This is a genomic window from Citrobacter sp. Ce129 (assembly GCF_030334545.1).
Taxonomy (GTDB): Bacteria; Pseudomonadota; Gammaproteobacteria; order Enterobacterales; family Enterobacteriaceae; genus Citrobacter; species Citrobacter europaeus.
Genome location: NZ_JAOWDS010000051.1, coordinates 233618 through 248386 on the forward strand (window position 1 = coordinate 233618; position 14769 = coordinate 248386).

Below are 14769 nucleotides of genomic sequence, written 5' to 3' on the forward strand. Positions count from 1 at the left end.
GGATAAGACATGAGTTCGTCTTGTTCGGCAAATTTGCGGCGTTATTGCCGGTTGGCAGTATCAACACCTTATCCGGCATACGGAAACCCTTCCATTTAATAAAACCGCCATAAAAATACCGATTCGTCAATAAACACGTCTATTCTGTAATCTTTTTTCACCAATCCACAATGACCATTGCGTTTTTTATTTTCTGGCCCGTAATTCGCTTGCGCCCTCTCCAGCTTTGCGGCATTTTCTTTATCAAGCAAACATAAAAAGCATCACGCAACAGGTTAACGGAGAAGGTTATGTGTTCTATTTTTGGCGTATTCGATATTAAAACTGACGCAGTTGAACTGCGTAAAAAAGCCCTGGAATTGTCTCGTCTGATGCGCCATCGCGGCCCGGACTGGTCGGGAATTTACGCCAGTGATAACGCCATTCTGGCACACGAACGTCTGTCCATCGTCGACGTCAACGCCGGTGCTCAGCCGCTGTACAACGTGAAGAAAACGCATATCCTGGCGGTTAACGGTGAAATTTATAACCACCAGGCGCTGCGCGCTGAGTACGGCGATCGCTATCAGTTCCAGACAGGTTCCGACTGCGAAGTTATCCTCGCGCTGTATCAGGAAAAAGGCCCAGAGTTTCTGGATGACCTGCAAGGCATGTTTGCTTTTGCCCTGTATGACAGCGAGCAAGACGCTTATCTGATCGGCCGCGATCATATCGGGATCATCCCACTGTATATGGGTTACGACGAGCACGGTAACTTCTACGTCGCGTCTGAAATGAAAGCCCTGGTTCCCGTGTGCCGCACAATCAAAGAATTCCCGGCCGGTAGCTATTTATGGAGTAAAGACGGCGAAATTCGTCAGTATTACCAGCGCGACTGGTTTGAATATGATGCGGTAAAAGACAACGTTACCGATAAAAACGAGCTGCGTCAGGCGCTGGAAGATGCGGTGAAAAGCCACCTGATGTCAGACGTTCCTTATGGAGTACTGCTGTCCGGCGGTCTGGATTCCTCCGTCATTTCCGCGATCACTAAAAAATACGCGGCACGCCGTGTTGAAGATCAGGAACGTAGCGAAGCCTGGTGGCCGCAGTTGCACTCCTTCGCAGTCGGCCTGGAAGGCGCACCGGATCTGAAAGCCGCGCAGGAAGTAGCGAACCATCTGGGTACCGTGCACCATGAGATCCACTTCACCGTGCAGGAAGGCCTGGATGCTATCCGCGACGTGATTTATCACATCGAAACTTACGATGTCACGACGATTCGCGCCTCGACGCCAATGTACTTAATGTCGCGTAAAATTAAAGCGATGGGCATTAAAATGGTGCTGTCGGGTGAAGGCTCTGACGAAGTATTTGGCGGCTATCTCTATTTCCACAAAGCGCCAGATGCAAAAGAACTGCACGAAGAAACCGTGCGCAAGCTGCAGGCGCTGCATATGTTCGACTGCGCCCGAGCCAACAAAGCGATGTCAGCCTGGGGGGTTGAAGCTCGCGTGCCTTTCCTGGATAAGAAATTCCTTGATGTGGCGATGCGCATCAACCCACAGGATAAAATGTGCGGCAACGGTAAAATGGAAAAACACGTTCTGCGCGAATGTTTTGAGTCCTACCTGCCGGCAAGCGTCGCATGGCGTCAGAAAGAGCAGTTCTCTGATGGTGTCGGTTACAGCTGGATTGATACCTTGAAAGAGGTGGCTGCTGAGCAAGTTTCTGACCAACAACTGGAAACCGCCAGCTTCCGCTTCCCTTACAACACGCCATCGTCGAAAGAAGCGTATTTGTACCGTGAGATTTTCGAAGAGCTGTTCCCGGTTGCGAGCGCTGCGGAATGCGTACCGGGCGGGCCGTCGGTTGCCTGTTCTTCTGCCAAAGCGATCGAATGGGATGAGGCGTTTAAAACCATGAACGATCCATCTGGTCGTGCGGTTGGCGTGCATCAGTCCGCGTATAAATAAGTCAATCCTTAGAAAAGGGCCCTGCGGGGCTCTTTTTTTATGTCTGTTTTATGTGCAAAAAAACAATTAATAACTAATAATTGCCGAATATTGCGCCATGCTGTTCGCAACCTAACCAAACAGTCACATTCCAGCTATTTTCAATGAAAAAGGGGTTGACGCTTCAAGGCTCAATACGCATAATGCGCCCCGCAACGCCGATAAGGTTACGCGAAAAAAAGATGGCTACGTAGCTCAGCTGGTTAGAGCACATCACTCATAATGATGGGGTCACAGGTTCGAATCCCGTCGTAGCCACCATCTTTTTTGCGGGAGTGGCGAAATTGGTAGACGCACCAGATTTAGGTTCTGGCGCCGCAAGGTGTGCGAGTTCAAGTCTCGCCTCCCGCACCATTCACCCGTAAGCGTTGCACGGATGGGGTATCGCCAAGCGGTAAGGCACCGGTTTTTGATACCGGCATTCCCTGGTTCGAATCCAGGTACCCCAGCCATTTTTTCTTCGATATAGCGGTTCACCGCAACGGTCATTGGGGTATCGCCAAGCGGTAAGGCACCGGTTTTTGATACCGGCATTCCCTGGTTCGAATCCAGGTACCCCAGCCATCGAAGAATATGTTAGTATTTGGCTACGTAGCTCAGCTGGTTAGAGCACATCACTCATAATGATGGGGTCACAGGTTCGAATCCCGTCGTAGCCACCATATTAAGGACGTATCGACTCGTTCGGTAAATCCAAAAAATTGTTGGGGTATCGCCAAGCGGTAAGGCTCTGGTTTCTGATACCAGCATTCCGAGGTTCGAATCCTCGTACCCCAGCCAATTTCAAAAAGTCATCCACTCAGTGGGTGCGCCCGTTGGGGTATCGCCAAGCGGTAAGGCTCTGGTTTCTGATACCAGCATTCCGAGGTTCGAATCCTCGTACCCCAGCCATATTAAAAAAGCTCGCTTCGGCGAGCTTTTTGCTTTTCTAACACCGGGTGACGGCAAGCCTTACCCGACCTACATGACTCGTAGGCCTGATAAGCGTAGCGCCATCAGGCACCACTCGAGCTACAATCCTAACGCATACTTCAGCGCCTGACGCTTCAGCACGCCTGCGCGCTCTGCGGCCATTAACCCGAGATTACGCATGATACGCAGCGGCTGCAGGTTGTTGCTAAATCCGGCGTAAAACAGATCCATGCCGCTTTGCATGATGAAATTATCAGTCATACGACGGTTCTGATAACGCTTCAGCACCGGCTGACTAGCCCAGGACTCGCCATAGCTGCGCGCATTCACCAGCACATCAATCAGCGCATCCACATCACGGAACCCCAGATTAACGCCCTGCCCCGCCAGAGGGTGAATGGTATGCGCGGCATCACCTACCAGCGCAAGGCCTGGCTGCACATATTGCAGCGCGTGACGGCGCGTAAGCGGGAATGCCCCCGCCGCCACAGGCGTAACGTTACCGAGTCGTGTAGGGAAATGTTTGGCGATCTCCGCCTGCAGTTGCGACATGCTTAACCCCTGCAACTGACGGATTCGCGCCGGTGAGTCATACCACACCAGCGAGGCCCAGTTATCGAACAGCGGTAAAAACGCGCGCGGACCGTCTGGGGTAAATTGCTGCCAGGTGCTGTCTCCCGGTGAATTCTCGCATTGCACGGTAATCAACATACAGGACTGCGCGTATTGCCAGGCATGGATACCAATCCCTGCCATTTTCCGCACCTGAGAATTTGCGCCATCCGCACCGATGACCAGCCTGGCGCTGATCTTTTCACCGCCTGCCAGTTCAAGCTCATGTCGATCGTTATGTTGATGCAAAGAGAGAAGCGACGCAGGCACGCGCAACGTGACTTTAGGGTGGGCTTCCAGCGCCTGCCAGAGTGCCTGTTGCAGAACCGTGTTTTCCACCATATAACCCAGCAAGGGTAGCTTAAGCTCGGCGGCATCAAACATCACATGGGCATTTTCCCATTCCCACGTTTCCAGACGACGATAAGGATGGCTGCGCATCCCCTGAACCGTATCCCAGACGCCCAGCCCCTTCAGCAGCGACACGGAGGCGGAACTGATGGCCGAAATTCTGACATCAGGCTGTCCGTCTGCCACAAACGGCGCAGGAACGGCATGTTCAATGACCGTTACCGCAAATCCATGCTGCGCCAGTCCCAGCGCCAGCGCGCCGCCGACCATCCCCCCGCCGACAATGGCAATTTCCGTTGGTTGATTTGTCATGGTCAATTATCCTGTTACATGTATTGCGTAAGTTTACAGGATTTTTTACCCCTTGAGGCTGACATCCGTCATACTGGTCACAACCGCGCCAAAGCAGTACACTATGCGCCCTGCATTTCAGCCACAATTTCGCAAGAGCAAGTCGATGACCAAAAAACTCCATATTAAAACCTGGGGCTGTCAGATGAACGAATACGATTCATCGAAGATGGCCGATCTGCTGGATGCCACTCATGGGTATCAACTGACCGACGTGGCCGAAGAAGCGGATGTGCTGCTGCTGAATACCTGCTCTATCCGTGAGAAGGCTCAGGAAAAAGTCTTCCATCAGTTGGGTCGCTGGAAGCTGTTAAAAGAGAAGAATCCCAAGCTCATCATCGGTGTCGGTGGTTGTGTTGCGTCTCAGGAAGGCGACCACATTCGCCAGCGCGCCCACTATGTCGATATTATTTTTGGCCCGCAAACCCTGCACCGTCTGCCGGAAATGATCAACAAAGTGCGTGGAAGCACCACCCGTAGCCCGGTGGTTGATATCAGTTTCCCGGAGATCGAAAAGTTCGACCGTCTGCCGGAGCCGCGTGCTGAAGGCCCAAGCGCGTTTGTGTCCATCATGGAAGGTTGTAATAAATATTGTACTTACTGCGTGGTGCCATACACCCGCGGTGAGGAAGTCAGCCGTCCGGCGGATGATATCCTGTTTGAAATCGCCCAGCTTGCGGCGCAAGGCGTGCGTGAAGTGAACCTGCTGGGGCAAAACGTGAACGCCTGGCGTGGTGAGAACTACGACGGCACGACAGGATCGTTTGCCGATCTGCTGCGTCTGGTCGCGGCGATCGACGGCATTGACCGCATCCGCTTCACCACCAGCCATCCGATCGAATTCACCGATGATATCGTTGAAGTTTATCGTGATACGCCGGAACTGGTGAGCTTCCTGCACCTGCCGGTACAGAGCGGTTCAGATCGCGTGCTGAATCTGATGGGGCGCACCCATACCGCGTTGGAATATAAAGCGATCATCCGCAAACTGCGCGCAGCGCGTCCGGATATCCAGATTAGCTCTGACTTCATTGTTGGTTTCCCGGGTGAAACCACGCAGGATTTCGAGCAGACCATGAAGCTTATCGCTGACGTCAACTTTGACATGAGCTACAGCTTTATCTTCTCTGCGCGTCCTGGCACCCCTGCTGCCGATATGGTTGACGACGTGCCGGAAGAAGAGAAAAAACAGCGTCTGTACATTCTGCAGGAGCGCATTAACCAGCAAGCCATGGCCTGGAGCCGTCGTATGGTCGGCACGACCCAGCGCATTCTGGTTGAAGGCACATCGCGTAAGAGCATCATGGAACTGTCAGGCCGTACCGAAAATAACCGTGTGGTGAACTTTGAAGGCACTCCGGAGATGGTCGGTAAGTTTGTTGATGTAGAAATTACCGATGTCTGGACTAACTCCCTGCGCGGTAAAGTGGTGCGCACCGAGGACGAAATGGGCCTGCGCATCGCAGAATCCCCTGAGTCGGTTATTGCGCGTACCCGCAAAGAAAACGATCTGGGCGTCGGTATTTATCAGCCTTAATCCTGCTGAAAAACGTAAACAAGGCCCGATGGCGCTATGCTTATCGGGCCAACACTCCCAGGCTCGCTGCTCCAGCGGGCCTTGTAATCAGCCCTGTCATCCCCATATTTATTGCAATGCTTGCGCCTTTCCCCCATGGCGTGAATAATTTCCTTAGATGCCGGTAAATGTTCAGCGTCCGGCGAGACATGCATAAGAGGAACAGTTTGAACATAGACACTCGCGAAATCACCCTTGAACCCGCAGACAACGCCCGCCTGTTGAGCCTTTGCGGCCCCTTTGATGACAACATCAAACAGCTGGAACGTCGTCTCGGCATCGAAATTAACCGTCGTGATAACCACTTTAAGCTGACCGGTCGCCCAATTTGCGTCACCGCAGCGGCAGATATTTTACGCAGCCTGTATGTCGATACCGCCCCAATGCGCGGTCAGACGCAGGACATTGAGCCTGAACAAATTCATCTGGCAATTAAAGAAGCGCGTGTGCTTGAGCAAAGCGCTGACAGCGTGCCGGAATTTGGCAAAGCGGTGAATATCAAAACCAAGCGCGGGGTAATCAAGCCGCGTACGCCAAACCAGGCACAGTACATTGCGAATATCCTCGACCACGACATCACCTTTGGCGTTGGCCCTGCGGGTACGGGTAAAACGTATCTCGCGGTTGCCGCTGCGGTCGATGCGCTTGAGCGTCAGGAGATCCGTCGAATTCTGCTGACCCGTCCGGCAGTTGAAGCGGGTGAAAAACTCGGTTTCCTGCCGGGAGATCTCAGCCAGAAAGTCGATCCGTATTTACGACCGCTGTATGACGCGCTGTTCGAAATGCTCGGTTTTGAGAAAGTCGAAAAACTGATTGAGCGTAACGTCATTGAGGTTGCGCCGCTGGCCTATATGCGCGGTCGTACGTTAAATGATGCGTTCATCATTCTTGATGAAAGCCAGAACACCACCATCGAACAGATGAAAATGTTCCTGACCCGTATCGGCTTTAACTCCAAAGCGGTCATCACTGGCGATATCACCCAGATTGACCTGCCGCGTAGCACCAAATCCGGTCTGCGTCATGCCATTGAAGTGCTGGCTGAAGTCGACGAAATTAGTTTCAATTTCTTCCATAGCGAAGACGTGGTTCGCCATCCGGTGGTTGCCCGTATCGTCACGGCGTATGAAGCCTGGGAAGAAGCAGAACAGAAACGCAAAGCCGAGCAGGCAGCAGAACGCAAGCGTGAAGCTCAGGAGCAGGAACAAAAATGAGTCAGGTTATTCTCGATTTACAGCTGGCATGTGAAGACGAATCCGGTTTACCAACAGAAAGTCAGTTTCAGGGCTGGCTGGATGCGGTGATCCCGCAGTTTCAGGAAGAGTCAGAGGTGACCATTCGTCTGGTCGATGACGCGGAAAGTCACGAGCTGAACCTGACCTATCGCGGGAAAGATAAATCAACCAACGTGCTCTCATTCCCATTTGAAGCACCACCGGGCATTGAGATGCCTTTGCTGGGCGATTTGATCATCTGCCGTCAGGTCGTCGAGAAAGAAGCGCAGGAGCAAGGCAAACCGCTTGAGGCCCACTGGGCGCACATGGTGGTGCACGGTAGCCTGCATTTACTCGGCTACGACCATATCGAAGACGATGAAGCGGAAGAGATGGAATCCTTAGAAACAGAGATTATGCTTGCTCTGGGCTATGAGGATCCGTACATTGCCGAGAAAGAATAAGTATTTCGAAGTCTGGTAGGCCTGAAAAGGCGCAGCCGTCATCAGGTATTGCGCCTTATACTGTCCACCTGACTCGAAGTACGTTGAAGAAACATGCCGTCAACAGCTGAGTACACGCATGACGCGCTTTGGATTAACTAACATGAGAACCCATACGACGCCATGAGCGACGACAATTCACACAGTAGTGACACCTTAACCAGCAAAAAGGGATTTTTCTCCCTGTTACTGAGCCAACTTTTCCACGGTGAACCGAAAAACCGCGACGAACTGTTGGAGCTGATCCGTGATTCCGGGCAAAACGACCTTATCGATGAAGATACGCGCGATATGCTCGAAGGGGTGATGGACATTGCGGACCAACGCGTGCGCGACATCATGATCCCTCGCTCTCAGATGATTACCCTGAAACGCAACCAGACCCTGGACGAATGTCTCGATGTCATCATCGAGTCTGCCCACTCGCGTTTCCCGGTGATCAGCGAAGACAAAGATCACATCGAAGGGATTCTGATGGCCAAAGATCTGCTGCCGTTTATGCGCAGCGATGCCGAAGCCTTCAGCATGGAGAAAGTGTTACGCCAGGCGGTTGTCGTCCCTGAAAGCAAGCGGGTTGACCGCATGCTGAAAGAGTTCCGCTCCCAGCGTTATCATATGGCTATCGTCATCGACGAATTCGGTGGTGTCTCAGGTCTGGTGACCATTGAGGACATCCTTGAACTGATCGTGGGTGAAATTGAAGATGAGTACGACGAAGAAGACGATATTGATTTCCGTCAGCTCAGCCGCCACACCTGGACTATTCGCGCACTGGCGCCGATTGAAGACTTCAACGAAGCTTTCGGCACGCATTTCAGCGATGAAGAAGTCGACACCATCGGCGGGTTGGTCATGCAGGCCTTTGGGCATCTTCCCGCGCGCGGGGAGACTATCGACATTGATGGTTACCAGTTCAAAGTGGCAATGGCCGACAGCCGTCGTATTATTCAGGTTCATGTCAGAATTCCGGACGACTCACCCCAGCCCAAACTGGACGAATAAACCCGAAACTGGATCTAAGACTACATGGCATTTGCCCCATTAATTGAACGCCAGCGCATTCGCCTGCTGCTGGCGTTATTATTCGGTGCCTGCGGGACGCTGGCTTTCTCTCCGTATGACATCTGGCCAGCCGCGATCGTTTCGCTGATGGGCCTGCAGGCTCTCACCTTCAACCGCCGCCCGCTCCAGTCTGCCGCTATCGGCTACTTTTGGGGGCTGGGGCTGTTTGGCTCCGGCATCAATTGGGTTTACGTCAGCATCGCGCAGTTTGGCGGTATGCCGGGCCCGGTTAACGTCTTCCTCGTGGTTCTGCTTGCCGCATACCTTTCCCTCTACACCGGCCTGTTTGCCGGCGTTTTGGCGCGTCTGTGGCCGAAAACCACCTGGCTACGCGTGGCGATTGCCGCGCCGGTAGTCTGGCAAATCACTGAATTCCTGCGCGGCTGGGTACTGACCGGCTTCCCATGGCTGCAGTTTGGTTACAGCCAGATCGACGGTCCGTTAAAAGGACTGGCGCCGGTAATGGGTGTTGAGGCGATTAACTTCCTGCTGATGATGGTTAGCGGTCTGCTGGCGCTGGCGCTGGTGACGCGTAACTGGCGTCCGCTGGTCGTCGGCGTCGTGCTATTCGCCCTGCCCTTTCCGCTGCGCTATATCCAGTGGTTCACGCTTGAGCCGGAAAAAACCACTCAGGTTTCGATGGTGCAGGGTGACATTCCTCAGTCGCTCAAATGGGATGAAGGTCAGTTACTCAACACTCTGAAGATTTATCTCGACGCCACCCAGCCCGAAATGGGCAAATCACAGCTAATCATCTGGCCAGAATCCGCTATTCCGGACCTGGAAATTAACCAGCAGCGTTTTCTGAGCATGATGGATGACCTGCTGAAATCGAAAAACAGCACGCTGATTACCGGTATTGTAGACGCGCGGCTGAACAAGCAGAATCGTTACGACACCTACAACACCATCATCACGTTGGGTAAAGACAGTCCGTACAGCTACGACTCCAGCAACCGCTATAACAAAAACCATTTGGTACCATTTGGCGAGTTTGTTCCACTGGAATCAATCCTGCGCCCGTTAGCGCCGTTTTTTGACCTGCCAATGTCTTCGTTCAGCCGTGGCCCTTATGTGCAGCCACAACTGCATGCGCACGGCTTTAAGCTGACGGCAGCCATCTGCTACGAAATCATTCTTGGCGAACAGGTACGTGATAACTTCCGCCCGGATACGGACTACCTGCTGACTATCTCCAACGATGCCTGGTTTGGTAAATCCATTGGCCCGTGGCAGCACTTCCAGATGGCGCGGATGCGTTCCCTCGAGCTGGCGCGTCCCCTGCTGCGTAGCACCAATAACGGTATTACGGCGGTGATTGGTCCACAGGGTGAGATTCAGGCGATGATCCCGCAGTTTACCCGCCAGGTTCTGACCACCAGCGTGACGCCAACGACGGGCTTAACCCCTTATGCCCGAACCGGTAACTGGCCGCTCTGGCTGCTTACCGCGCTGTTTGGCTTTGGTGCTGTGGTAATGAGCCTGCGCCAACGTCGTAAGTAATCCACCTCTCCTGGCCGGATAACGTCTCATTTATCCGGCCCAAAACACATCTCTCTTCCCATTCTGGCACGTCTATTGCTTTGTTCTACAAGGCAAACGCTGTTTTGGCTGAATGTGCAACCTGGTCGCACCAAAGTTGAGCGCCGGTAGCACCTGAAAAGTGCAACAAGATATTTTTGCCCCCAAATGGTGCGGCGCACTTCGCAAAAATAAACAATAACACAGCAAATTCTTTACATTCATCCAAACTAAATGTTAACAAACACATACAAGACTGCACGTTTTAGTAGCAAACAATAACAACATCACAATGGGTATCAATGCGTCACTGGCGCAGACGATAAAGGAGTTGGATATGCAATTACGTAAGCTCGCCACTGCCATGCTGGTTATGGGAATGTCCGCCGGTCTGGCGCACGCAGAAGACGCAGTACCAGCGGCAGGCAGCACGCTGGACAAGATCGCCAAAAACGGCGTGATTGTGGTCGGCCACCGTGAATCATCGGTACCGTTCTCTTACTACGATAATCAGCAAAAAGTGGTCGGTTATTCACAGGATTACTCCAACGCAATCGTTGAAGCCGTGAAGAAAAAGCTGAACAAGCCTGACCTGCAGGTGAAACTGATCCCGATTACTTCACAAAACCGTATCCCGCTGCTGCAAAACGGCACCTTTGACTTTGAATGTGGCTCCACCACCAACAACGTCGAGCGCCAAAAACAAGCGGCTTTCTCTGACACCATTTTCGTTGTCGGCACTCGTCTGCTGGCGAAAAAAGGCGGCGACGTCAAAGATTTCGCCGATCTGAAAGGTAAAGCCGTAGTCGTGACCTCGGGTACCACCTCAGAAGTGCTGCTGCACAAGCTGAACGAAGAACAAAAAATGGATATGCGCATCATCAGCGCGAAAGACCACGGTGACTCTTTCCGTACTCTGGAAAGCGGCCGCGCCGTTGCCTTTATGATGGATGACGCCCTGCTGGCTGGCGAGCGCGCGAAGGCGAAGAAACCAGACAACTGGGAGATCGTCGGCAAACCGCAGTCTCAGGAAGCCTACGGCTGTATGCTGCGCAAAGATGACCCTGAGTTCAAAAAGCTGATGGACGACACTATCGCCAAGGCGCAGACCTCAGGCGATGCTGAGAAATGGTTTGATAAGTGGTTTAAAAATCCAATTCCACCGAAGAACCTGAACATGAATTTCGAACTGTCAGACGAGATGAAAGCCCTGTTCAAAGAACCGAATGATAAAGCGCTTAACTAACTAAAATAAATGGGGCGAGTTCACCTTGCCCTCTCGATTGCTACTCGGCACGGACAGACTATAAGCCTGATGGTCGTTCCCCATCAGGCCTGAAAACCGCAAAACGCCGAATAACAATCTTCGAGGGTAGCGCTGCTACCCTCTTTTTTCTGGAGTAGATTTATGTCTATAGACTGGAACTGGGGTATTTTTTTACAACAAGCCCCGTTCGGCAACACCACCTATCTCGGCTGGCTCTGGAGTGGTTTCCAGGTCACGGTCGCGTTATCCATCACCGCCTGGATTATCGCTTTCCTCATAGGCTCTTTATTCGGCATCTTACGTACCGTTCCAAATCGTTTCCTTTCTGGGATCGGCACGCTGTACGTTGAGCTGTTTCGTAACGTTCCGCTCATCGTCCAGTTTTTTACCTGGTATCTGGTCATTCCCGAACTGCTGCCGGAAAACATTGGGATGTGGTTCAAAGCTGAGTTGGATCCCAACATCCAGTTCTTCCTCTCATCGATGCTCTGTCTGGGGCTGTTTACCGCCGCGCGCGTCTGTGAACAGGTTCGTGCCGCTATTCAGTCTCTGCCTCGTGGGCAGAAAAACGCTGCGCTGGCGATGGGGCTAACGTTGCCGCAGGCCTACCGTTATGTGCTGCTGCCAAACGCTTACCGCGTGATTGTTCCGCCAATGACCTCAGAGATGATGAACCTGGTGAAGAACTCCGCGATCGCCTCCACTATCGGCCTGGTCGATATGGCGGCGCAGGCGGGTAAGCTGCTGGATTACTCCGCCCACGCATGGGAATCGTTTACCGCCATCACTCTGGCCTACGTCCTGATTAACGCCGTCATCATGCTGGTGATGAATCTCGTTGAACGTAAAATCCGCCTGCCTGGCAATTTGGGAGGCAAATAATGTACGAATTTGACTGGAGTTCTATCGTCCCTTCCCTGCCGTATTTGCTGGATGGGCTGATTATCACGCTGAAAATCACCGTTACGGCAGTGATCATTGGTATTGTCTGGGGAACCATCCTTGCAGTGATGCGTTTGTCCAGCTTCGCACCTATTGCCTGGTTTGCGAAAGGCTACGTCAACGTGTTCCGTTCCATTCCGCTGGTAATGGTGCTGCTGTGGTTCTACCTGATTGTGCCAGGCTTCCTGCAAAACGTACTGGGTCTGTCGCCAAAAACCGATATTCGCCTGATCTCAGCAATGGTCGCGTTTTCGATGTTTGAAGCCGCATACTATTCCGAGATTATCCGTGCCGGTATCCAGAGTATTTCTCGTGGGCAATCCAGCGCTGCGCTGGCGCTGGGGATGACCCACTGGCAGTCGATGAAGCTCATCATTCTGCCGCAGGCATTCCGCGCAATGGTGCCGCTGCTGCTTACCCAGGGCATCGTACTCTTCCAGGACACCTCGCTGGTTTATGTATTAAGTCTGGCAGACTTCTTCCGTACCGCCTCCACCATTGGCGAGCGTGACGGCACGCAGGTTGAAATGATCCTGTTTGCTGGCGCCGTTTATTTTGTATTCAGTCTGAGCGCATCGTTGTTGGTCAGCTATTTGAAGAAAAGGACAGTTTAATGATTACCCTGAAAAATGTTTCTAAATGGTATGGTCACTTTCAGGTGCTGACCGACTGCTCCACGGAAGTGAAAAAAGGGGAAGTGGTGGTGGTCTGCGGCCCGTCAGGCTCAGGTAAATCAACGCTTATCAAAACGGTGAACGGGCTGGAGCCGGTACAACAGGGCGTTATCACCGTTGATGGCACCGTGGTGAATGATAAAAAAACCGATTTGGCTAAACTGCGCTCACGCGTTGGTATGGTGTTCCAGCACTTTGAACTGTTCCCCCACCTGTCGATCATTGAGAACCTGACTCTGGCGCAGGTAAAAGTGCTTAAACGCGATAAAAAGCCGGCCCGCGACAAAGCGCAAAAGTTACTGGAACGCGTTGGTCTGTCAGCGCACGCCGATAAGTTTCCGGCTCAGCTCTCCGGGGGCCAACAACAGCGTGTCGCCATTGCCAGGGCGCTGTGTATGGATCCTATCGCCATGCTGTTTGACGAACCGACATCAGCGCTTGATCCTGAAATGATCAACGAAGTGCTGGACGTCATGGTTGAACTGGCCAATGAAGGGATGACCATGATGGTAGTCACCCACGAAATGGGCTTTGCGCGTAAAGTGGCGAACCGGGTGATCTTCATGGATGAAGGGAAAATTGTTGAAGACTCGCCGAAAGAAGAGTTCTTCGCTAATCCGAAATCAGACCGCGCCAAAGACTTCCTCGCGAAAATCCTGCATTAATCTTGCTGGCGCGCACCTCCATGTGCGCGCCACCTCACGATTTATCTCTTCACTTCTCGAAACAGGTACAGCCCAGCGTTAACCTTGTCACAAAGTCCCACTTACAAGGAGCAACAATGGCACTTCCTATCCTGTTTGATTGCGATCCAGGTCATGACGACGCTATCGCAATTGTTCTCGCCCTCGCCTCACCTGAACTGGATGTGAAAGCGATAACCTCATCTGCCGGTAACCAGACGCCCGACAAAACGCTGCGTAACGTATTACGCATGTTAACGTTACTCAACCGTACGGATATCCCAGTGGCCGGTGGCGCAGTGAAACCACTGATGCGCGATCTGATTATTGCCGATAACGTCCACGGTGAGAGTGGGCTGGATGGCCCCGCGCTGCCGGAACCCGCTTTTGCGCCACTTGACTGTACCGCCGTGGAACTGATGGCAAAAACCCTGCGGGACAGCCCGGAACCGGTGACCATTGTCTCCACCGGGCCGCAAACTAACGTAGCATTGCTTCTGAATAGCCATCCTGATCTGCACGCCAAAATCGCCCGTATCGTGATTATGGGCGGTGCAATGGGCCTCGGAAACTGGACCCCTGCCGCCGAGTTCAATATTTTCGTGGATCCTGAAGCCGCTGAAATCGTATTCCAATCTGGCATTCCAGTGGTGATGGCTGGTCTGGACGTCACGCATAAAGCGCAAATACATCGCGAAGATACCGAACGATTCCGCGCGATCGGCAATCCCATTTCGACGATTGTTGCAGAACTACTCGACTTCTTCTTTGAATATCACAAAGATGAAAAGTGGGGATTCATCGGCGCACCGCTGCATGACCCATGCACCATTGCCTGGCTGCTGAAACCAGAACTGTTTACCACCGTTGATCGTTGGGTTGGCGTGGAGACTCAGGGTAAATATACCCAGGGAATGACCGTGGTGGACTACTACTTCCTGAGCGGCAATAAGCCAAACGCCACCGTGATGGTGGATGTTGATCGCCAGGGGTTTGTCGATTTGCTGGCAGAACGGTTGAAGTTTTGCGCCTAATACACGCCGGATGGCGCTAACGCTGATCCAGCCTACAAAATCGTTCAATTTGTAGGCCGGATAAGACGCTTTG

12 protein-coding genes and 7 tRNA genes are annotated in these 14769 nt (G+C 52.6%); 18 read left to right on the forward strand and 1 reads right to left on the reverse strand.

Annotation, left to right across the window (positions count from 1 at the left end; all coding sequences use genetic code 11):
- Nucleotides 1-290: 290 nt before the first annotated feature.
- The 8 genes from asnB to OGV77_RS03200 all read left to right on the forward strand — a co-directional run bounded on the left by asnB (nt 291) and on the right by OGV77_RS03200 (nt 2885).
- Nucleotides 291-1955 carry an asparagine synthase B gene (gene asnB, locus OGV77_RS03165; protein ID WP_003835552.1) on the forward strand — a complete coding sequence of 555 codons (1665 nt, stop codon included), beginning with the start codon at nt 291-293 and terminating at the stop codon, nt 1953-1955.
- Between the two features lie 223 nt (nt 1956-2178).
- A tRNA-Met gene (locus OGV77_RS03170) sits at nt 2179-2255 on the forward strand.
- A gap of 8 nt (nt 2256-2263) precedes the next feature.
- Nucleotides 2264-2348: transfer RNA gene (locus tag OGV77_RS03175), tRNA-Leu, on the forward strand.
- Nucleotides 2349-2371: 23 nt separating this feature from the next.
- Nucleotides 2372-2446 (forward strand) — tRNA-Gln (locus OGV77_RS03180).
- A gap of 37 nt (nt 2447-2483) precedes the next feature.
- Nucleotides 2484-2558: transfer RNA gene (locus OGV77_RS03185), tRNA-Gln, on the forward strand.
- A 21-nt stretch (nt 2559-2579) separates the two neighbouring features.
- Nucleotides 2580-2656: transfer RNA gene (locus tag OGV77_RS03190), tRNA-Met, on the forward strand.
- A 43-nt stretch (nt 2657-2699) separates the two neighbouring features.
- A tRNA-Gln gene (locus OGV77_RS03195) sits at nt 2700-2774 on the forward strand.
- Between the two features lie 36 nt (nt 2775-2810).
- Nucleotides 2811-2885: transfer RNA gene (locus tag OGV77_RS03200), tRNA-Gln, on the forward strand.
- 120 nt (nt 2886-3005) lie between these two features.
- Here the strand turns inward: OGV77_RS03200 and ubiF are convergent.
- Nucleotides 3006-4181 carry a 3-demethoxyubiquinol 3-hydroxylase gene (ubiF, locus tag OGV77_RS03205; protein ID WP_087051566.1) on the reverse strand — a complete coding sequence of 392 codons (1176 nt, stop codon included), beginning with the start codon at nt 4179-4181 and terminating at the stop codon, nt 3006-3008.
- A 145-nt stretch (nt 4182-4326) separates the two neighbouring features.
- On the opposite strand from ubiF, the gene miaB reads away from it, so the two are divergent.
- From miaB to rihA, 10 genes are all read left to right on the forward strand, one after another.
- Nucleotides 4327-5757, forward strand: a complete 1431-nt coding sequence (gene miaB / locus OGV77_RS03210; RefSeq protein ID WP_043017864.1) for a tRNA (N6-isopentenyl adenosine(37)-C2)-methylthiotransferase MiaB — start codon at nt 4327-4329, stop codon at nt 5755-5757.
- 206 nt (nt 5758-5963) lie between these two features.
- Complete coding sequence (locus OGV77_RS03215; RefSeq protein WP_003022776.1) at nt 5964-7010, forward strand: PhoH family protein; 1047 nt, start codon at nt 5964-5966, stop codon at nt 7008-7010.
- Nucleotides 7007-7474, forward strand: coding sequence for an rRNA maturation RNase YbeY (gene ybeY, locus OGV77_RS03220; protein WP_003835559.1), 468 nt, complete (start codon nt 7007-7009; stop codon nt 7472-7474). The genes OGV77_RS03215 and ybeY overlap by 4 nt, the downstream gene beginning before the upstream one ends.
- Nucleotides 7475-7636: 162 nt before the next feature.
- Complete coding sequence (corC, locus tag OGV77_RS03225) at nt 7637-8515, forward strand: CNNM family magnesium/cobalt transport protein CorC (RefSeq protein ID WP_038638785.1); 879 nt, start codon at nt 7637-7639, stop codon at nt 8513-8515.
- 24 nt (nt 8516-8539) lie between these two features.
- Nucleotides 8540-10078, forward strand: a complete 1539-nt coding sequence (gene lnt / locus OGV77_RS03230) for an apolipoprotein N-acyltransferase (protein WP_043015579.1) — start codon at nt 8540-8542, stop codon at nt 10076-10078.
- Nucleotides 10079-10433: 355 nt separating this feature from the next.
- The gene (locus OGV77_RS03235) at nt 10434-11342 is read left to right on the forward strand and encodes an amino acid ABC transporter substrate-binding protein (RefSeq protein ID WP_087051567.1); all 909 of its coding nucleotides are present in this window, start codon (nt 10434-10436) and stop codon (nt 11340-11342) included.
- Nucleotides 11343-11504: 162 nt separating this feature from the next.
- Nucleotides 11505-12245 carry a glutamate/aspartate ABC transporter permease GltJ gene (gltJ, locus tag OGV77_RS03240; protein ID WP_003831316.1) on the forward strand — a complete coding sequence of 247 codons (741 nt, stop codon included), beginning with the start codon at nt 11505-11507 and terminating at the stop codon, nt 12243-12245.
- Nucleotides 12245-12919 carry a glutamate/aspartate ABC transporter permease GltK gene (gene gltK / locus OGV77_RS03245; RefSeq protein WP_087051568.1) on the forward strand — a complete coding sequence of 225 codons (675 nt, stop codon included), beginning with the start codon at nt 12245-12247 and terminating at the stop codon, nt 12917-12919. Before gltJ ends, gltK begins: the two co-directional genes overlap by 1 nt.
- Nucleotides 12919-13644 carry a glutamate/aspartate ABC transporter ATP-binding protein GltL gene (gene gltL / locus OGV77_RS03250; protein ID WP_043015577.1) on the forward strand — a complete coding sequence of 242 codons (726 nt, stop codon included), beginning with the start codon at nt 12919-12921 and terminating at the stop codon, nt 13642-13644. The genes gltK and gltL overlap by 1 nt, the downstream gene beginning before the upstream one ends.
- Before the next feature lie 116 nt (nt 13645-13760).
- Nucleotides 13761-14696, forward strand: coding sequence for a pyrimidine-specific ribonucleoside hydrolase RihA (rihA, locus tag OGV77_RS03255; RefSeq protein WP_286502605.1), 936 nt, complete (start codon nt 13761-13763; stop codon nt 14694-14696).
- The last annotated feature ends 73 nt before the right edge of the window (nt 14697-14769 follow it).